17 protein-coding genes are annotated in these 19631 nt (G+C 70.1%); 13 read left to right on the top strand and 4 right to left on the bottom strand.

Going from position 1 to position 19631, the window contains the following annotated elements:
* Positions 1-4 precede the first annotated feature (4 nt).
* The 5 genes from shc to HJ588_RS04085 are packed head-to-tail and all read left to right on the top strand — an operon-like array spanning position 5 to position 6785.
* Complete coding sequence (shc, locus tag HJ588_RS04105) at positions 5-1954, top strand: squalene--hopene cyclase (RefSeq protein WP_171152191.1); 1950 nt, start codon at positions 5-7, stop codon at positions 1952-1954.
* On the top strand, positions 1951-3420 hold the full coding sequence (gene ispH / locus HJ588_RS04100; RefSeq protein WP_171152189.1) for a 4-hydroxy-3-methylbut-2-enyl diphosphate reductase: 1470 nt from the start codon (positions 1951-1953) through the stop codon (positions 3418-3420). Before shc ends, ispH begins: the two co-directional genes overlap by 4 nt.
* A 16-nt stretch (positions 3421-3436) precedes the next feature.
* Positions 3437-4432, top strand: coding sequence for an adenosyl-hopene transferase HpnH (gene hpnH / locus HJ588_RS04095; RefSeq protein ID WP_171152187.1), 996 nt, complete (start codon positions 3437-3439; stop codon positions 4430-4432).
* Positions 4432-6321, top strand: coding sequence for a 1-deoxy-D-xylulose-5-phosphate synthase (locus HJ588_RS04090; RefSeq protein ID WP_171152185.1), 1890 nt, complete (start codon positions 4432-4434; stop codon positions 6319-6321). The genes hpnH and HJ588_RS04090 overlap by 1 nt, the downstream gene beginning before the upstream one ends.
* Before the next feature lie 20 nt (positions 6322-6341).
* A complete protein-coding gene (locus HJ588_RS04085) occupies positions 6342-6785 on the top strand; it encodes a nitroreductase family deazaflavin-dependent oxidoreductase (protein ID WP_171152183.1) in 444 nt (147 codons plus the stop codon).
* Positions 6786-6806: 21 nt separating this feature from the next.
* On the opposite strand, the gene HJ588_RS04080 is transcribed toward HJ588_RS04085, so the two are convergent.
* Positions 6807-8051, bottom strand: coding sequence for an MFS transporter (locus HJ588_RS04080; RefSeq protein ID WP_171152181.1), 1245 nt, complete (start codon positions 8049-8051; stop codon positions 6807-6809).
* 147 nt (positions 8052-8198) lie between these two features.
* Entirely contained in the window at positions 8199-9689 is a 1491-nt protein-coding gene (locus HJ588_RS04075) for a CCA tRNA nucleotidyltransferase (RefSeq protein WP_171152179.1), read from the bottom strand.
* Between the two features lie 78 nt (positions 9690-9767).
* Here HJ588_RS04075 and HJ588_RS04070 point away from each other — a divergent pair, with 78 nt between their 5' ends.
* From HJ588_RS04070 to HJ588_RS04055, 4 genes are read left to right on the top strand one after another with little or no spacing between them, the layout of a single operon-like run.
* Complete coding sequence (locus HJ588_RS04070; protein WP_171152177.1) at positions 9768-10253, top strand: NUDIX hydrolase; 486 nt, start codon at positions 9768-9770, stop codon at positions 10251-10253.
* The gene (locus HJ588_RS04065) at positions 10201-12639 is read left to right on the top strand and encodes a DUF6049 family protein (RefSeq protein WP_171152175.1); all 2439 of its coding nucleotides are present in this window, start codon (positions 10201-10203) and stop codon (positions 12637-12639) included. The genes HJ588_RS04070 and HJ588_RS04065 overlap by 53 nt, the downstream gene beginning before the upstream one ends.
* Positions 12632-14518, top strand: coding sequence for a murein biosynthesis integral membrane protein MurJ (murJ, locus tag HJ588_RS04060; protein WP_171152172.1), 1887 nt, complete (start codon positions 12632-12634; stop codon positions 14516-14518). The genes HJ588_RS04065 and murJ overlap by 8 nt, the downstream gene beginning before the upstream one ends.
* On the top strand, positions 14515-14859 hold the full coding sequence (locus tag HJ588_RS04055) for a hypothetical protein (protein ID WP_171152171.1): 345 nt from the start codon (positions 14515-14517) through the stop codon (positions 14857-14859). Before murJ ends, HJ588_RS04055 begins: the two co-directional genes overlap by 4 nt.
* Positions 14860-14870: 11 nt before the next feature.
* Here HJ588_RS04055 and HJ588_RS04050 read toward each other — a convergent pair whose 3' ends face one another.
* Entirely contained in the window at positions 14871-15446 is a 576-nt protein-coding gene (locus HJ588_RS04050; protein ID WP_171152169.1) for a MarR family winged helix-turn-helix transcriptional regulator, read from the bottom strand.
* A gap of 490 nt (positions 15447-15936) precedes the next feature.
* On the opposite strand from HJ588_RS04050, the gene HJ588_RS04045 reads away from it, so the two are divergent.
* The 3 genes from HJ588_RS04045 (at position 15937) to HJ588_RS04035 (ending at position 18584) form a co-directional block, all read left to right on the top strand.
* Positions 15937-16329 carry a hypothetical protein gene (locus tag HJ588_RS04045; protein WP_171152167.1) on the top strand — a complete coding sequence of 131 codons (393 nt, stop codon included), beginning with the start codon at positions 15937-15939 and terminating at the stop codon, positions 16327-16329.
* A 421-nt stretch (positions 16330-16750) separates the two neighbouring features.
* Positions 16751-17344, top strand: coding sequence for a winged helix-turn-helix domain-containing protein (locus tag HJ588_RS04040; RefSeq protein ID WP_171152165.1), 594 nt, complete (start codon positions 16751-16753; stop codon positions 17342-17344).
* Complete coding sequence (locus HJ588_RS04035) at positions 17334-18584, top strand: MFS transporter (RefSeq protein WP_171152163.1); 1251 nt, start codon at positions 17334-17336, stop codon at positions 18582-18584. The genes HJ588_RS04040 and HJ588_RS04035 overlap by 11 nt, the downstream gene beginning before the upstream one ends.
* On the opposite strand, the gene HJ588_RS04030 is transcribed toward HJ588_RS04035, so the two are convergent.
* Positions 18528-18863, bottom strand: a complete 336-nt coding sequence (locus tag HJ588_RS04030; RefSeq protein ID WP_171152160.1) for a hypothetical protein — start codon at positions 18861-18863, stop codon at positions 18528-18530. The genes HJ588_RS04035 and HJ588_RS04030 overlap by 57 nt on opposite strands.
* Positions 18864-19040: 177 nt before the next feature.
* On the opposite strand from HJ588_RS04030, the gene HJ588_RS04025 reads away from it, so the two are divergent.
* Positions 19041-19436, top strand: coding sequence for a hypothetical protein (locus tag HJ588_RS04025; RefSeq protein WP_171152158.1), 396 nt, complete (start codon positions 19041-19043; stop codon positions 19434-19436).
* Positions 19437-19631 lie beyond the last annotated feature (195 nt).

Here is a 19631-nt window from a genome sequence, read left to right as displayed (position 1 = left end):
GCAGATGACCGAAACACTCGTCGGCACAACCGCATCCGAGGACACCGCGGCCGGCCGTGCGCGCACCACAGCCGACCGGGCGATCGCCTATCTGCGCGGGCTCCAGCTGCCCTCCGGCGCTTGGAAGGGTGAGCTGGAGACGAACGTCACGATGGACGCCGAGGACCTGATGTTCCGGACGCTGCTCGGCATCGACACCGCCGAGACGCGTGAGCAGACCGCCCGCTGGATCCGCAGCCAGCAGCGGGCGGACGGCACGTGGGGCATCTACTACGGCGGTCCGGGCGAACTGTCGACGACCGTGGAGGCCTGGATCGCGCTGCGGCTCGCCGGTGACAAGCCGACCGCGGAACACATGGTCGCAGCCCGCGAATTCATCCTCGCCGCAGGCGGATTGGAGCGCACCCGCGTCTTCACGCGCATCTGGTGCGCGATGTTCGGCTGGTGGGACTGGCGCGACCTGCCCAACCTGCCGCCGGAGCTGATGCTCCTCGGCAAGCGGGTGCCACTCAACATCTATGACTGGGGTTGCTGGGCCCGTCAGACGATCGTGCCGCTGACGGTGATCGGCACGCTCCGCCCGACGCGGCGGATGCCGTGGAACCTCGACGAGCTGCGCACCGGCGCGACGCGACGGGAGGCGGAGCCCGCCGGCGGGATCGCCGGTGTCTTCCAGCGGCTCGACACCGCGCTGCACGCCTACGGCAAGCACCCGGTCGGGCCGCTGCGCCGGGCCTCGCTCCGGCTGGCCGCCGAGTGGATCCTCGCCCGGCAGGAGGCCGACGGCTGCTGGGGCGGAATCCAACCACCCTGGATCTACTCGGTGCTCGCGCTCCACGCACTCGGCTACCCGCTCGACCACCCGGTGCTCAAGACCGCGATCGACGGCCTCGAAGGTTTCGTCATCACCGAGGACACCGCCGACGGCCGCGTGCGCCGCTTCGAGGCCTGCCAGTCGCCGGTGTGGGACACCGCGCTCACGCTGAACGCCTTCCTCGACGCCGGGGTCGACCCGCGCGACGAGGCGATCCGCAAGGCCGCCGACTGGCTCGTCGGCGAGCAGATCACCACCCCCGGCGACTGGGCCGTGCGCCGACCCTCGCTGCCCCCCGGAGGCTGGGCCTTCGAGTATGCCAACGACAACTACCCCGACACCGACGACAGCGCGGTGATCGTGATGGCGCTCAACCGCGTCATCTCCCACCGCCAGCCGCTCGTGGACCGGGCCGTCTCCCGCGGCATCGCGTGGACCGCCGGCATGCAGTCCAAGGACGGCGGCTGGGGTGCCTTCGACGCCGACGGCACCGCGAAACTGCCTGGCAAGCTTCCGTTCTGCGACTTCGGCGCGGTCACCGACCCGCCCTCCGCGGACGTCACCGCCCACGTCGTGGAGATGCTCGCGGCCGTCGGCCGCCAGGGCGGCGCCCGCTGCAAGCGCGGCGTGCGGTGGCTGCTGGACCACCAGGAGGCCGACGGCTCCTGGTTCGGGCGCTGGGGCGCGAACCACCTCTACGGCACCGGCGCGGTCGTGCCCGCACTCGTCGCAGCGGGGGTGCCCGTGACCGACCCGGCGATCCGCGCGGCCCGGCGCTGGGTGGTCGCCCACCAGAACGACGACGGCGGCTGGGGCGAGGACGTGCGGTCCTACGCCGACCCGGCGTGGATCGGTCGCGGGGAGTCGACCCCCTCCCAAACCGCCTGGTCGCTGCTGGCGCTCGTCGCCGCCGGTGAGCTCGGCCCACCACTGACCCGCGGCATCGACTACCTCGCGAAAACCCAACGCCCGGACGGCGGTTGGGACGAAGCGATGTTCACCGGCACCGGCTTCCCCCGCGACTTCTACATCGCCTACCACCTCTACCGGCAGATCTTCCCGATCTGGGCGCTGGGTCGCGCGGTGACGGCGCTGCGCGGTGGCGAGCGGGGCGACCGCCCCACCCTGGAGCTGGTATGACGCAGGCCCAGCTCCTCACCCCGCTGCGCATCGAGCGTGCCGCGGTCGCGCGCGGGATGCGCGACCCGGTGCACGTCTCGGGGCGAGGGCCGGACGGTGCGCCGCCTCGGACCGGCCTGCCGACCGTGGTCGCGGGTGTCGCCGGCGGTCTCGATCCGGCCGTGCATCCGGGCGACCTGGTCGTCGCCGACCGCATTCGCTGCCACGACACCGAGATCCGGCTGCCGTCCGCCGGCCCGCTCGCGGCGGCCCTGCGTGCGGCCGGGCTGACGGTGCACGTCGGCACGGTCGAGAGCGCCGACCACGTCGTGACCGGCGCCGAGCGCGACGCCCTCGCCGCCCGGGGCGGCTTGGCGGTCGACACCGAATCGGCATACCTGGCAACGAAGTTGGACCCTCAGCAGCTCGCGATCGTCCGAGCGGTCGTCGACACCGCCGATGATCCGTTGCTGCACCCCGGCACGCTGCGGCGCGGGGTCGCCGCGCTGCGCTCGCTGCGCCGCGCGGCGCCCGTGCTGCAGCAGTGGCTGGACGCGTGTGGCCCGCGCACGGTCGTGCGTGCGGAGCCGCAGTCGTTCTGCGCCGGTGTGGAGCGGGCCATCGAGATCGTCGAGCGCGCGCTGGAGCGGCACGGTGCGCCGGTCTACGTGCGGCGGCAGATCGTGCACAACACCCACGTGGTCGCCGACCTGGAGCGGCGCGGCGCCGTCTTCGTGCAGGAGCTCGACGAGGTGCCCGAGGGTGCGACCGCCGTGCTGGCCGCGCACGGGGTGGCGCCGTCCGTGCGGCGGCAGGCGATCGAGCGGCGGCTGCACGTGATCGACGCGACCTGCCCGCTGGTAGCCAAGGTGCACCAGGAGGTGCGCCGGTTCAGCGGGAGCGGCCGCACCGTCTTCCTGATCGGCCACGCCGATCACGAGGAGGTGGTCGGCACTCGGGGCGAGGCGCCCGATCACGTGGAGGTCGTCGGGTCGGTCGCCGATGCCCGGTCCGTGCAGGTCGCCCATCCGGAGCGGGTGTCCTACGTCATGCAGACCACCCTCTCGGTCGAGGAGGCCGACGAGATCGCGACTGTCCTGCGCGGTCGTTTCCCCGCTCTGCAGGCGCCGCGCCGCGACGACATCTGCTATGCCACGAGCAACCGCCAGCACGCGGTCCGGCAGGTCGCGGCCGACACCGACCTCGTGCTGGTGGTCGGTTCGGCCAACTCGTCCAACTCCATGCGCCTGGTCGAAGTCGCCCGCGCCGCCGGCACCGACGCCCACCTGATCGAGGACGCGTCGGACCTGCGCCTGGAGTGGCTCACCGGCGTCCACCGCATCGGCGTCAGCGCGGGCGCATCCGCTCCCCCCACGCTGGTCGACGAGCTCATCGCCGCACTGTCCGCCTTCGGCGACATCGAGGTGACCCGCCACGGCGGCGTCACCGAGACCGTGCAATTCACCCTGCCCCGAGAGGTCGTGTAGAGATCCCATGCCGCACATGCCACTTCGCCAGTCCCTTCGGCTCGGTCAGTACCTCGTGAAGCAGAAGATCGCCCGGCGCGACAAGTTCCCGTTGCTGGTGGAGCTCGAACCGCTCTTCGCGTGCAACCTCAAGTGCACCGGCTGCGGCAAGATCCAGGAGCCGGCCGCCATGCTCAAGCAGCGCATGCCGGTCGAGCAGGCGGTCGCCGCGATCGAGGAGTGCGGTGCGCCGATGGTCTCGATCGCCGGCGGGGAACCGTTGATGCACCCGCAGATCCACGAGATCGTGCGGGAGTTGCTGCACCGCAAGAAGATCGTCTTCCTGTGCACCAATGCGTTGCTGATGGCCCGGCACATCGACAAGTTCACCCCGCACCGCAACTTCGCCTGGATGGTGCACGTCGACGGGATGAAGGAACGCCACGACGCGTCGGTCAGCAAGGAGGGCGGCTTCGAGGCCGCGATCGACGCGATCAAGCTGGTGCAGTCGCGCGGCTTCCGGGTGATGACGAACACCACTGTGTTCAACAGTGATTCGCCGCAGGATGTGATCGACGTGCTCGACTACCTCAACGACGAGATCAAGGTCGACAACATGCAGATCGCCCCCGGTTACGCCTATTGGAAGGCGCCCGACCAGAAGGGCTTCCTCGGCGTCGAGGAGACCCGCGCTCTCTTTGCGAAGGCGTTCGGCGACGGCCGCCGGGCCAAGTGGCGGCTCAACCACTCGCCGCTGTTCCTCGACTTCCTCGAGGGCAAGGTCGACTACGAGTGCACGCCGTGGGCGATCCCGTCATACAGCCTCAAGGGGTGGCAGCGACCCTGCTATCTGCTCGACGACGGCTACGTGTCGACCTACCAGGAGCTGATCGAGGACACCGACTGGGAGGCCTTCGGCCGGGGCAAGGACGACCGCTGCGCCAACTGTATGGCGCACTGCGGTTACGAGCCGACCGCCGTTCTGGCGACGATGGATTCGCTGAAACAGACCATCCGGGCGGCGGTGGCCTGATGTCGGCGCCGGATCTGCTCGGCCGGATCGCGGGTCCGGCCGACGTCAAGGCGCTCCCACCGGCGGCACTGCCCGAGCTCGCGGCCCAGATCCGGCGGCGCCTCATCGACGTGGTCTCCCGCACCGGCGGCCACCTCGGCCCCAACCTCGGAGTCGTCGAGCTCACGATCGCCCTGCACCGGGTGTTCGACGCCCCGCGCGACCGCATCGTCTGGGACACCGGCCACCAGAGCTACGTCCACAAGATGCTCACAGGGCGCGCCGACCGGCTCGGGACGCTGCGCACGGCAGGCGGCCTGTCCGGCTACCCGTGCCGGGCGGAGAGCCCCCACGATCTGGTCGAAAACTCCCACGCCTCAACGGCTTTGTCCTATGCCGACGGTCTCGCCCGCGGGCTGGAGCTGACCGGTCAGCGCCGGCACACGGTGGCGGTCGTCGGCGACGGCGCACTCACCGGCGGCATGGCGTGGGAGGCGCTCAACAATATCGGTGCCGCGCGCCGGCGGGTCGTGATCGTCCTCAACGACAACGGCCGGTCGTATGACGAGACCGTCGGCGCGCTGCACGCCCACCTGACCGCCCTGCGTCAGGACGCGGCCGGCAACACGGACCACAGCACGGATGGCAACACAGCCGGCGACGCGGACGGCAGTGCCCCGAATCTGTTGCGAATCCTCGGTTTCGGCTACGTCGGGCCGGTGGACGGTCACGACCTGAGGGCGCTGGACACCGCCCTCCGCAGGGCACACGACGCTCACGGGCCGGTCGTGGTGCACGTCGTGACCAGCAAGGGCAACGGCTATGCACCCGCCGAGCAGGACCCGGCCGACCGCATGCACACGGTCAGCCCGGCGCCGAAACCGACTGCGGTTACTGGTGATCCACCTCCTGCCCCGAAGCAGGCCTGGACCGACGTCTTCGGCGACGAGCTCGTCGCGATCGGCGAGGAGCGTGCCGATGTCGTGGCGCTCACCGCGGCCATGCGCCTGCCCGCCGGCCTCGGCGCGTTCGGCGACCGCTTTCCGCACCGGCTGGTCGATGTCGGCATCGCCGAGCAGCACGCGGTCACCTGCGCCGCCGGACTGGCGAGCGTCGGCCTGCACCCGGTGGTCGCGGTCTACTCGACCTTCCTCGGCCGCGCGTTCGACCAGGTGCTGATGGACGTCGGATTGCACCGGCTGCCAGTGACTTTCGTGCTGGACCGGGCCGGAGTCACGGGGCCGGACGGCCCGTCCCACCACGGCATGTGGGACGTCAGCCTGCTGCAGGGCGTGCCCGGTCTGCGGCTCGCCGCACCGCGCGACGCGGTGCGCCTGCGCGAGCTGCTGCGCGAGGCACTCGCGCACGAGTCCGGGCCGACCGTGCTGCGTTACCCGAAGGGGTCGGCCCCGGCGCCCGTCCCGTTGCACAGCCGGGTCGGGTCGCTGGACGTCCTCACCCCGCGGCGGTTGCACTCCCAGGTGCTGCTCGTCTCCAGTGGCCCGATGGCGACCGTCGCGGTCGCCGCCGCGGCGCGCCTGGCAGAGCTCGGCGTCCCGGCGACCGTCGTCGATCCGCGCTGGACCCACCCGATCACCGCCGACCTGATGAGCCTGGTGTCCGAGCACGACCTGGTGATCACCCTGGAGGACAACGCGATCGGCGGCGGGCTCGGTGCGGCGCTGTCGGTCGCCGCACACCGTGCCGGGCTCGGGACTCGCGTCATACCACTCGGGCTGCCGGTGGACTTCCTCCCGGTCGGCGAGCGCGACGAGCTGCTGCGCGCCTGCGGGCTCGATGTCGAGGGCGTGCTGCACACGGTGACCGATGCGCTCTGGCGCGGAGCGCACTGGTCAGCACCTGACGGTGGGGAACGTCCGCTGCTACCGGACCCCTTGCTACAGATGTAGTTGGCACCTACGGTGCGGTCATGGCTTCTTCGCGCGTGGAGCAGATCGGCCGCAAGGTGCTGCAGGCACACCAGTGGATCTACGAGAAGTCCGGGGGCGCCCTCGGCCACAAGCTGCTCTTCGGCAACCCGACGCTGCTGCTGCGCACCACCGGCGCCAAGACCGGCAAGGCCCGCACCAACGCGCTCACGTATGGGCGTGACGGCGCGGCATACCTGGTGGTCGCCTCCAACGGCGGATCCCGCAGGGCTCCCGGCTGGCTCGCCAACCTCAAGGCCGACCCCGAGGTCGAGCTGCAGGTCGGCCGCCGGCGGATCCCGGTGCACGCCCGCGCGACCCTGCCCGACGACCCCGACTACGCCCGCCGGTGGGACATCGTCAACAAGGTCAACGCCGACCGCTACACCGCCTATCAGCGCCGGACCGACCGCACGATCCCGATCGTCGAGCTCACCCCGCGCTGACCGGCCGCCGGGACACCGGGGCTAGTAGTCCCGCAGCGGCAGCAGCCGCAGCGCCCCGACCGCACAGGCCACCGCGCCGACCCCGCCGAGGCCGAGCGCCGCCTGGTCGACGGTGAACACGCCGGCGAGCACACCGGCGAGCAGTGACCCGATCGGCTCCAGGCCGGCGGTCACCAGCCCGAGGATCGCCATGACGCGGCCGACGAGCTGGGTCGGTGTCTTCTCCCGGGCGTAGCCGGTGAGCATCGGCCCGACCGGCCCGAGCGCCAGGCCCATCAGGAAGACCGCGGCCGTCGCGACGCCGGGGGTGTCCGCGAGGCCGATGATCACCACGGCGAGGCAGGCGACCACCGACATCGCGACCCCGAGGAGGGTGCGGGCCCGGGTCGTGAGGCCGGTGAGCGTGAGCGAGATGACCGTGCCGACGGTGATGCCGAGCCCGTAGGCGCCGAAGGCGGAGCCGTAGTCCTGCGCGCCCCACCCCATGCGCTGCGCCTTGATCGGCAGCAGTGCGATGAGGGCGCCGCCGGTGACCAGGTTGACCACGCCCTGCACCGAGATCGTGTTGGACAGCACCGGGTGCCGCACGACGAAGTCGACGCCGGCCCGGACCGTGAGCTGGACCGGCTCCTCGTCGGGCTCGGGCTCCTCGACGATGGTCGGCCGCCGGCGCAGCACGGTGAGGGTGAAGAGCGCCACCGCGAGCAGGGCCGCCGCGCCGAGCGCCGGGGCGGAGACGCCGCCGCTGCCGAGCAGCAGACCGCCGAGGAAACCGCCGGCCGCCTGCGCCGCGCGCAGCACGATCCGCTCGACCGTGACCGCGGTGCCGCGTGCCTTGGGCACCAGGAACTCGGTCGGGTAGGTCTCCATCGCCGAGTCGTGGAAGCCGGCGACCGCACCGATCAGCAGCGAGACGACGAGCACGCCGACCAGCCGCGACGGGCCGAGCGTGACCACCGCGACCCCGGCCCAGAGCAGGAAGAGCGCGAGCCGGATCGGGGTGGTGCGCCGGGCGATGGTGCCTGCGCCGTACTTGTCGGTGTGCAGCCCGCCGATCAGCACGAACGCCAGCTGCGGGATCGCCGCGGCGGCGAGGATCAGGCCGGTGACGAAACTGTTGGGCGCGGACGCGGCGACCCAGCCGAGCGTGACCAGCCACATGGCGTCGGCGCAGACGTCGAGGAAGCTCACGACGAGCAACAGCCGGAAGGATCCGACACGCATGACCTGACGCGGGGTCCAGCGAATTGGCGCGTCAGCGCTCATGTGGCGGTGATCCTCCGTGCAGACGACAGTGCGGGGCCGGTCGCACCCGGCTCACACCTGCCAACCTGACACGCCTGGCAGGTGGATATACGTTTCCACAGGCAAAGAGTTGGCAAGATTTTTCACCGGCGGTCCGGGCGGCGGACGTCAGGCGTTCGACTCCGGCTGCTCGCCCCACCAGCGCAGCAGCTCCGCGCGCGCCGCCTCCTGCCCGACCGGGCCCTGGTCGAGCCGGTAGGCGAGCAGGTGCTTGTAGGCACGGCCGAGCACCGGGCCGGGCTTGATCTGCAGGACCTGCGCGATCTGGTTGCCGTCGAGCTCGGGCCGCACCGCGTCCAGCTCCTCCTGCGCGCGCAGCGCGGCGATGCGCCCCTCCAGCCCGTCGTATGACGCAGCCAGCGCCGCAGCCTTGCGGCGATTGCGGGTGGTGCAGTCGCTGCGGGTCAGCAGGTGCAGCCGGGACAGCAGCGGGCCGGCGTCGGTGATGTAGCGCCGGACCGCGGAGTCGGTCCATTGGGCGTCGCCATACCCGTGGAAGCGCAGGTGGAGCTCAGTCAGCCGGGACACGTCGTTGATCGTGGCCTTGTCGAAACGCAACGCCCGCAGTCGTTTTCGGGCGAGCTTGGCACCGACCATCTCGTGGTGGTGGAAGGAGACGCCGCCGCCGGACTCGAAACGGCGGGTGGCCGGCTTGCCGACGTCGTGCAGCAGCGCGGCGAGCCGCAGCACCAGGTCCGGCCCGCCGACGGTCTCGGGCTCGTCGAGCCCGGGCACGACCCGCGGCCCCTCCAGCGCCACCGCCTGCTCCAGCACGGTCAGCGAGTGCTCGTAGACGTCCTTGTGCCGGTGGTGTTCGTCGACCTCCAGGCGCAGCGCCGGCAGCTCGGGCAGGACGTGGTCGGCGATGCCGGTGTCGACCAGCAGCGTGAGCCCGGCCCGCGGGTCCGGCGAGAGCAGCAGCTTCACCAGCTCGTCGCGCACCCGCTCGGCGGAGATCATCTCGATCGAGCCGGCGAGCTCGCTCATCGCGGCCCGCACCCGCGGGTCCACGTCGAAGCCGAGCTGCGCGGCGAACCGCGCGGCCCGCATCATCCGCAACGGGTCGTCGCCGAAGGACACCTCGGGCGCCGACGGTGTCATCAGCGTGCGGGCCGCGAGCGCGGCGATCCCGCCATACGGGTCGACGAAGTCCAGCGTCGGCAGCCGCAGCGCCATCGCGTTGACGGTGAAGTCGCGGCGCACCAGGTCGTCCTCGAGCGACTCGCCGAAGGCGACGACGGGTTTGCGGGACTTGCGGTCGTAGACGTCGGAGCGGTAGGTGGTGACCTCGACGATGTCGGTGCCCTTGCGCGCGCCGATCGTGCCGAAGTCGCGCCCGATGTCCCAGGTCGCCGACGCCCAGGGCGCGAGGAGCGCCTCGGTCTGCTCCGGGGTGGCGGAGGTGGTCAGGTCCAGGTCGTGCGAGCTGCGCCCGAGGAACGCGTCCCGCACCGGTCCGCCGACGAGTGCGAGCTCGTGACCGGCGCCGGCGAACAGGTCGCCGAGCTCCTGCAGCAGGGGCAGGGACGGCGCGAGCCGGCTGACGGCGCGCCGGCGCAGCGCGTCATACGAGGCGGTGGGAGTGGTGGGGTCGGACATGGGCACGAGAGTCAAGGGTAGGTCAGCGAATCGGCCGAACCGGACGGCGTGACAGCAAGAGCGGTTTACAGTGTTCGAATGACGCTCCACACCCCCCGCGCCGGTCGCCCCGTGCGACGGCTGCCGGCCGTGGAGGAGACGTCGGCGGGCGGCGTGATCATCGACGTCGCGGGCGGTTACGGCTGGATCGCCCTCATCGCGCGGCACAACCGGGCCGGCCGGCTGGAGTGGTGCCTGCCGAAGGGTCACGTGGAGCCCGGCGAAACGCTGGTCGAGACCGCGGTGCGTGAAGTCAGAGAAGAAACAGGCATCATCGGACGTGCCCTGCTCACGCTGGGCACGATCGACTATTGGTTCAGCACCCCGCAGTTCCGCATCCACAAGCGGGTGCATCACTACATGCTGGAGGCACTCGGTGGCGAGATCAGCATCGACGGCGACCCCGATCACGAGGCCGTCGACGCGCGCTGGTTCCGGCTCGACCGGGTGCAGCGCAGGCTGACCTTCCCCAATGAGCGCCGCATCGTCCAGACCGCATGGCAGCATCTCGCCGGCACTGCGTAGCCACCTGCTCGCCGTCGTCCTGACGGCACTGCTCGTCCTTCTCCCCTTCGGTATGCCGGGAGCCGCGCACGCGGCGACCGACCTCTCCACCTCGGCCGACATCCGGCTCGCCGCGAATGACCCCGTCGTCGCCGCCCGCAACAGCCCGGTGACCGTCTCCGGCTCGATCACCAACACCGGCGGGAGCGACATCCAGCAGCCGGTGGTGCGGGTGTCGCTCGCCGATCAGCTGCTCGACACCCATGCCGAGGTCGACGCGTGGAGCGAGGGGCGCAGCCGCATCGCGACGGCACAGGTCGCGTCCGGGCAGCCCGCCGCCATCGCGGCCGGCCAGACCGTCACCTTCAGCGTGACCATCCCCGCCGAACGCCTGCGCTTCAGCTACGGACTCGCCTCACTGCCGATGACGGTCGCGGTCACCGACGACGCGGCGCAGTCCGGCTCGGCGGTGCGCGGCACCACCCGCACCACCCTGGAGTTTCGCAACGGCGCCGTCACCGCCCCGCTGCAGGTGAGCGTGGTCGTGCCGCTGACACTGCCGGCCGACCCGGCGCTCTACGGCCCGAGCGGTGGTGACCGGGTCGCCGCGTGGCGGCGCGCGATCGGGCCGGACTCGCGCATCCAGCAGACCCTCGACGCGTTCGCCGGTCTGCCGGTCACCTGGGCGATCGACCCCGAGGTCGTCGACCCGCCGGTCGGCGCCGACGACAACGTCCCGGCCGCCACCACGGCGCCGCCGAGCACTCCGACCCCGAACACCCCGGCCCCGAGCGCCTCGTCGTCCGCGGCGCCCAGCGCGACCGAGTCACCGCGGCCGACGTCCTCGGGCGCGGCGACCAGCACGGGGCCCGCCGCCTCCGACTCCTCGAATGCATCGGGTTCGTCCGGTTCGCCGAGTTCGTCCGGCTCGTCCAGCTCGTCGAGCCCGTCGAGTGCGTCCAGCAGCTCCGCGCCGCCCGCCTCGACCGACAGCGTCGACGGCCTGGTCGCCGGCCTGAAGCAGCGGCTCACCGGCCTGGACTCCGCCCAGTCGGTCTGGTGGCTGCCGTGGGACGACCCCGACCTCGGCGCACTGCGCACGGCCGGCTCGGCCGGGCAGGCCCTCGCCACCCGCGACCTGTCCCGCGGCATACTCACCGACCTGCGCGGGGTAAGCACGCAGCGGGTGCTCGCACCGGTCGGCACCGTGCCGGGCGCCGCGGTGACCGCCGCCGCCCGCAAGCTCTCCGGCACCGACAAGGCAGCCCCGATCGCGCTGTTGCCGTCACGGGCCCTGCCCGTCCGCGACCAGCCGTCGGCGACCGCGCGCGTCGCCGGCACCTCCGGCGTCCTCGCGTATGACGAGAGTCTCTCCGCGACGTTCGGCACCCCGTCGAGCTCCGCCGGGCAGCAGGCCAACCTGCTGCTCGCCGAGCTGATGGCCACCTACCAGCAGTCGCCCGGCACCGCGCGCTCGCTGGCGCTGCTCGCGCCCCGCACCGGCGGCGCGGACCCCCAGGTGCTGGCCGCGCAGGTGCGCGCGATGAATGCCGCGCCCTGGGTCAACCTGCGCACCGGATCGGACACGACCACGGCACTGCGGTCCGCGCCGGTGACGACCCTGCTCGGCACGCCGCGGCCCGGCCCGCCATACCCGCGCCCGGAGGCACCGGCCGCGACCGCCGCGCTGCTCGACGGCCTGCCGGACGCGCGGCGGCGCCTCACCGCCCTGCAGTCGATCCTGGTCGACAGCAACGCCCTGATGGACGACCGGCGCCGGGCGCTCGACGTGATCGGGTCGACCCGGTGGCGCGGCAACGCGTCGGCGGCGACCTCGGTGGCCGACCGCGGCGACATGGCCGTGACCGCACTGCTCGACAAGGTGTCGGTGCGCGACTCGACGATCAACTTCTTCGCCAACTCCGGCGACGTGACCGTCACGGTCATCAACGACCTCAACCGCGCCGTCCACGACGTGACCCTGACCCTGCAACCCCGCAAGTACCAGCTGAAGGTCGAGAGCCCGTCGACGACGGTCCAGATCCGCGCCAACTCCCGTGGCGCCGCGAAGTTCGGGATCAAGGCGGTCGGCAGCGGCAACGTCCCGATCGACGTACTGCTCAGCACCCCGCAGGGCACCACGCTGCCGAGCTCCGACGCGCCCGCGGAGCTGACCGTCAACGTCCGGCCCACGTCGGGGTGGATCATGTGGGTGCTCGGCGCGCTGGCGGTGCTGGTGCTGATCTTCGGGCTGCGCCGCGCCTTGCGCCGCGGCCCGCGCACCGCGTCGGCGCCCGCACCCGCGGGTTCGCCCGCACGCGATGATGCGATCGTCGACGCCGGCGAGCGCGTCGCCAAACTGCCCGACGGCCCGACCCGAACGACCGAAAGCACCACCGATGACTGACGACAGCCGCCCGAGCCTGGGACAGCTGTATTCGCAGCACGCCGCCCCGCCCCGTCCGCCGCAGGCGCCGGAGTCGGGCGCGAGCCTCGGCGCGCTCTACGCCGAGTGGATCGGCGAGGACTCCGGCTACCTGCCCGTCGCCGACCCGGAGGTGGTCGCCGCCCGGCGTGCGCAGCTCGAGGCCGACGCCGCCGCCGGGTCCGGTGTGCCGACCGACGCCGCGACCGGCGCGGCCGGTCCGGACGCGGGCACCGCCATACCCGGGCAGGAGCAGTCGGCGGGCGGCGGCATCGGCCGGGCGAGCGCGATCATGGCGGCCGGCACGCTGGTGTCGCGGATGCTCGGCTTCGTGCGCACCATCCTGCTCGGCGCGCTGATCCTCGACACCGTCGGCAACGTCTGGACCACCGCCAACCAGTTGCCCAACGCGATCTACCTGCTGCTCGCCGGCGGTGTGATCAACGCGGTGCTGGTGCCGCAGATCACCCGGGCGTTGACCCACAAGGACGGCGGCCAGGCCTACACCGACCGGCTGCTCACGCTCGCGATGACGATCCTGCTCGGCGCGACGATCGTCTTCACCGCGGCGTCGCCGCTGGTGTTCAAGATCGGCTACGTCGCCTCCAGCGGCGACACGTTCAAGCTCGGCGTCGTCTTCACGCTGATCTGTATGCCGCAGCTGTTCTTCTACGGCCTCTACACGCTGTTCGGCGAGGTGCTCAACGCGCGCAGCCGGTTCGGGGCGCTGATGTGGGCGCCGGCGCTTGCCAACATCTTCGCGATCGCCGGCATCGTCTGGCTGCTGGTCACCGCGGACCACCGGCCGGTGCGCGACCCGGGCGACTGGACGACCACGCAGACGTTGATCCTCGCCGGCAGCGCGACCCTCGGCATCGTCGCGCAGGCCCTGGTGCTGATCGTGCCGCTGCGCCGGTCGGGTTACCGCTGGCGGCCCAACTTCACCTTCCGCGGGGTCGGCCTGCGCGCCACGTCCAAGATCGCCGGCTGGGCGTCCGCCGCGGTGGTGGTGCAGCAGATCGGCGTGCAGATCGTCAACAACAACGTGCTCAACTCGCAGCCGACCGCCAACCAGGCGCAGAGCTACGCGTTCCTCTTCTTCATGCTGCCGCACTCGCTGGTCACGCTGAGCCTGATCACCGCCCTCTTCACCCGTATGTCGCGGGCCGCGCACGCCGGCTCGACCCGCGCGGTGACCGAGGACGCGCGCCTCAGTCTGCGGCTGTCGTCGGTGGCGACGATCGCGGCCACCTTCGGCGCCCTGGTCGCCGCGGGTCCACTGGCGCACTTCTTCTACGGCGCCGAGCTCGGCACCGCGGTCGAGCGGCAGACGATCGCGATGATGCTCGGCATCGTGCCGTTCACCGTGATCGTGGTGGTGCAGCGGGTGTTCTTCGCCTACGAGGACGCCCGCACACCGTTCGTCATGCAGGTCGTGTGCACGATCGTGACCGCGATTTTCGCCATACCGTCGCTGCTGCTGCCGGGGGCCTGGGTCGGCGTCGGCGTCGCGCTCGCCGGCTCGATCGCGTACGTCGTGGAGGCCTACTTCGGCTTCCGGTGGCTGCGGCAGCGGCGCCTGCCGCGGTTGCACATCGTCGACGTGATGCAGACCTGGGTGCGCCTCGCCGTCTCCGGCGTGCTCGCCCTGGTGGTGGCCTTCGCGGTGCGTTATGCGCTGTCGTTCGTCCTCGGCGACTCCACCCGCACCGCCAACCTGGTCATCCTCGTCGGTGCGGCGGTCAGCTTCATGGCGTTGTACGTCGTGATCGCCCGCCGCTTGCACGTGCGTGAGGTGGAGGAGCTGGTCAGCGTCGTGCTGAGCAAGCTCGGCGGGGTGCGCCGGCTGGTGTCGCGATGACGGCGACGGGCCACTCCCCGCTGGTGCCGGACTTCCACTTCCGGCTCAACCTCGCCGCGGACGCGATCGGCCTGACCGCGCCGGACATCTGGCGCGGGCTGCAGGCGCTCGGGCTGCCGGTGAGCCGCAACTACATCTACACGCTGATGCGCGGCGAGGTCGCCGACCCGCGGCACGAGCTCATCGCCGGGCTCGCCCGGGTGCTGCAGGTGGACGTGCGGTGGTTCTTCGTGCTGACCGACTCACCGGCCCGCGACGCGCTGCTGCTCGGGCAATACCGCATCCGGCCCGAGGACGGGGCGCCCGCGGCCGAACAGGTCGACGACCTCCGGGAGCCCTGAGCGCGGCAGGGTCACTCCGGCGGGTCGTAGCTGTGCGGGTAGGGCACGGCGTTGGTCGAGACGGCGACCGGCTTGGTGCCGGGCCCGGGGGCGCTGTGTGCGTTGTGCCAGCGGTCCATCAGCTCGTGCAGTTCGTTGCCGAGCTCGACGAGTTCGTCGCGGGTGAGGTGCAGGAAGCTGTCGTACATCTCGGCGGCCGACTGCCAGTCCCGCGGCCAGTTCCCGGCGACCGTGACCCAGTCCTGGAGGACGTCGGCCTGCGCCTCGAGGCGCACCTTGAGCCATGCGTCCGCTTCCACCGCGTAGTCCTCGGTGCGGTCGTACTCCATGAGCCGGACGCCGCCGGCGACCGCGGACCAGACCTGCGCCCGGGACTTGCTCGCGTCGCCGGTGGAGGTGACGAAGCCGATCCGCTCCAGCTCGCGCAGGTGGGCGAGCATCGACCCCTCGGAGACCTTGACCAGCTTGGCGACGTCACGGCCACGCATCGATCCGAAGTTGCGCAGGGCTTCGTAGGCGCGCCAGCGGGCGGGCACCGCGAGGGTTCGCAGGATCTCCGCGGTGGGCAGCGGGGTCTCGGCAGTCATCGCCGCGAGCCTATCCGTCGATCTGGGCGGCAGCCAGGCACGGATTCAGCGCATTTCCACCGCACCGATGTGTTAACGGACGACTGCTCAGTCCCTATACTCTGGGGAATGGCGGAACCGATCCGCTGTCTGTGCTGAGGGTTCCTCCCTCCCCCCAGAGTCCCCTGACCGAGGAGCATGCGATGCGCGACAAGAAGAGTGTCATCGGGGGACGTCGCCGCCGTTGATGGTGAGTGAGCGGTAGAGACGTCTACCCCCGTACGAAACAAGGCTTCACGGAGTTGTCCGTGGAGCCTTGTTGCATGTCCGGGGCCGTATGGCGCAGAGCTGTCGCGCCATACGTCCCGGGTGGGTGTACTGAACACAGTACACACTTTTTACCGTTCCCTTACCAAAACATTACGCTGATCAGGGCTTCACCGACGCATTCGCGTGGTTCACTAGATCTCAGCGGCACAGTCTGTATTGGCACGAGTACAGAGGAAGTGACATGACCTACGTCGTTGAGGACACGGCAGGGCTTCGTGGCGGCTGGGACCGGATCCACGCCAACCTGGGCTCGAAGGTCGATTCCGGCGCGTGCATCTCGCTGGTGGAGAGCGCCGCCTATGCCGTCGACCGGCGCCGGACCGTCGCGGTCGCACTGCACGACGAGGTGCTCGACGTGGACGGCATCGATCTGCCGGATCTGCTGCACGGGCTGGAGGCAGTCGACGACGACGCCCGCGCCACCGTCTCGCGGGTGGAGGACGCCGCGATCATCAACGACGAGGGCGTGGTCCAGCTGCCGGAGTTCCTCTGGCACCGGTGGGAGGACGCCCAGCGCAAGCTCGACCAGATCGCAGCGCTGCGCGACGCACTCGAATTCGCGAAGACAGCCTGACCCGGCAGCGCCTGCAGCTCAGGGGAGTGCAGGACGCGGTCGTGGGGGGGGTTGGGGGACGTGAAGGCCCTGGGCGTCAGCCCAGGGCCTTCAACATGCTTCGAAGATGCGCTTGTGGATAACCGCTATTCGGTCGGGTGGCTCACTACTGTCTGAGTTGTGACGCAAGTACCGCGAGCGGCCGAACCACCCGACGCTGCCGACGAGAAAGCCCCGGCCGCCAAACGGCGCCGAGGCTCTTCGCTGGTGGGTCGCAGGCGGTCAGCCGCCTCCGCCACCCTTGACGTTTTCACAAGTGCGCATAACGAGCGACTCCTTCACGTGAGATCTCGACTCCTGCAGCGGGTCCACTGTGATGGGGCACAGAGACGACTCTCCAAGGTTAGCGGTAGTGCTCGTGCAAGTCACTAGGCTGCACGCTGTGTCCGACGAGCCAGCAGCAGTTAACCGAACACCAAATCCGCCGTCCATTGAAGCTCTGAAGAAGCTTTCGGTCAGCGTTCGATGGCGCGCGTACGAATCCCTCCGGACACTCGGCCCGTGCACCTCGCGTGAGCTTGCCAAACGCGTTGGCGTCAAAGAGGCGAGCATGTCGGTGCACCTTCGTGAGATGAAGGCGATCGGCTATGTGACGGCCGAGGGTGATCCCGCGAAGCCACGCAGTCTCCAATGGGCCGCGGTTCTCGGCGGCGTCGACCTAGACGAGTTTGACCGGACCGAGTCTTATGCCCAGGCAGCGTCCGGATGGATGAAAGTCCTGCTGGCTGCCGAAGCTGAGTTGGCGGTGGATTGGGTGGACGTCGCACCGAGGTGGCCGAAGGAGTGGCGCTCCGCGGCCGAGAATTCCGATGCAATCGTCAGGCTCACCGTTGACGAGTTGCGAGAGATCGCCGAGGAGATGCGGGCACTCATGAGGAAGGTCGAGGAGATGGCGGAGGGAAGAGCAGTGGACGATCCGAGGTATCGCCCAGTCGTCGCCATCACGCATGCCTTCCCGTACCCCGATGAATACTGAGCGGGCGACCCGATGGTCAGCGAGCCAGGTGCTCGCCGTTCCGAACTTTCGCGCGTTCCTGACTGTTTACGTTCTTGACGTCGCGGCCGACGCGCTCTGGCTGGTGACACTTGGATGGGTAGCGTCCGGCGCACATAGCAGCGTGTACACAGGTCTCGTACTCGCTGCTGGCTCGATCCCTCACGTGTTGTTCCTCTTTCACGGTGGCTTGTCGGCAGATCGGGTCGGCGCCGGCAAGGTGCTGCGCCGCACGATGCCGTTGCGAATGGCCTTGTTCTTGCTCTGGGCCGCGGTCGCAACGTCGGTGATCGGGGCATGGCGTCTCGTGGTGGTCCTGGCAGTTACCTTTGCAATTGGGGCGGTCGCTGGGTATCACGACCCTGCGCTGCAGAAGTATCCGACGGAATTTCTGCCCCGCAGCGGTCGCGGCACCGCGATCAAAATCGAACGTGTCTCGTCCCGGTTCGCCCAAGCTGCGGGCGCTTTCGCGGGCGGATGGCTGCTGGGGCATGGAGGCGTATCGGCAGCGTCACTGGCTGCTGGTGCCGCTCTCCTCGTGACCTTGGCAATACTCGGGCGTCTTGCACGTACGCCGGAGAAGGAGATCGTCGTCGCAGACGCCGACGACTCCTCCGTCAGAGAAGGCCTCGACTACGTCAAGAAGCACCCGATTTTGCGGTGGACGATCACGACACAAGGCGTCGTGAACCTCATCAGCGCTGCAGCTGTAATGGCCATCCTGCCGCTGAAGGCGCGCCATGCCGGCTGGGATGCAGGGGCATATGGAGGCTCGTTCGGGGCCTACGGCATAGGGATCACCCTTGGTACAGCGATGACCCTGCGCCTCACGAATATTTCTACCCGTGGCGGACTCCTGATCGGGGTCGGTGGCGCCACCCTGTCTTCCGCCGCCGTCATCGGAATTGGTCTGGCGACCAGTCAAGCCCTCACGATCGGTTGTGCATTCGTCATGGGCCTCACCATCGGACCGGTCGCGCCGATGCTGAGCGGGTTCGCCAGAGAGGACGTGCCCGAATCCCTTACCGGGCGCGTATTCTCAGTCATTTCGGTCGCAACCGGTGGCATCGAGCCGGTCGGCTCGCTCATCACTGGGCTCGTTGCGGCCGCGCTGGGTATCAATCACACCGCGGAAGTGCTCGGCGCCATTGCCACGGCGGCATGCCTAGGGTGCTTCATCGCCGTCTGGCGAAACAGCCGAGGCGTCGTCCTTCGAGCCTAAAACGTATAGCGGCAGCATCTCCTCGTCCGTTACCCCGTCTTCAAAAGCATCGAGAAACCAGGCGGGTCGGACACCCAGCACGGCGGCCAGTCCGATGACGACGCGATAGTTCGGGTTGCGTGCACTGCCGTCGAAGATCGCGTAGATGAAACTCCGAGCGACTGGAAGCCCAACCTCTTGAAGCCTCGACCGAGTCGCGCCAGGAGTGAGGTCGAGCCGCTCGGCTGCGAGGGACGCTCGCAGCGCGAGGTTTGGTGTCAGGTCATCGATCGCGGCCATCGACCCCATCATCGCCGCATATGTCCTTTACAGAGGACATCTTTACGAAATCTTTGAGAAGTCTGTAACAAGTACAAAGGACATACGGGTCGTTGTGGTGTTTAGCTGGAACACCACCTCACGATGTCCTCTAGAGAGGACATTGGTGACAGCTTCAAACACCGATTCGAGGTCACCATGGAAAAGCAGTCCGGTCTGCGGTTGGGACGCCCGGCGGTCATCCACGTCCCGCTTGCCGAGCGGTGGGACCACGACTTGTGCCTGCACCTGGTGCACGAGATCTCCGGCCTGCTCGACCAGCAGGCGGTCGATGCGAAGCTGGAGGAAGGCCACCTGCAGATCAGGGGATTGCACCTGTCACAACTCGTCGCCGGACTGGACCTGCTCGCCCGACTCGCCCGCCGTCGCGCGGACCACCTCATCAACACTGCCCCGACCGCACCCTCCGGCCACGTCCGACTGCCGGCCGGCGCCTGGGCGCACTGGGGCGCCGAACAACGCACCATCGGCCAAGCCACCGCGCTCCGCGCGGTCGTCACCTCGATGCTGCACAGCGACGCACCACTGCCCTGAGCACGGACGCACCCGCCATACGCACCACCCCGCTGCACAACCCCGCTGCACAACCCGAGCCCGGCACACCGCGTCACGTCACCGGTGTCCGCCGCCCGGCCTCTTAGGATGACCCGGGACATGCCGAGCCGCCACGCGGGTCGGCCCATCGGACGAACGAGGCGCACCGGACCACACCCCGGTGCCGACGGGAGC

Origin of the sequence: Flexivirga aerilata, assembly GCF_013002715.1 — a bacterium.
Taxonomy (GTDB): domain Bacteria; phylum Actinomycetota; class Actinomycetes; order Actinomycetales; family Dermatophilaceae; genus Flexivirga; species Flexivirga aerilata.
Note: the sequence above shows the minus strand (reverse complement) of the source record. Positions and strands in the feature narration are given on the sequence as shown.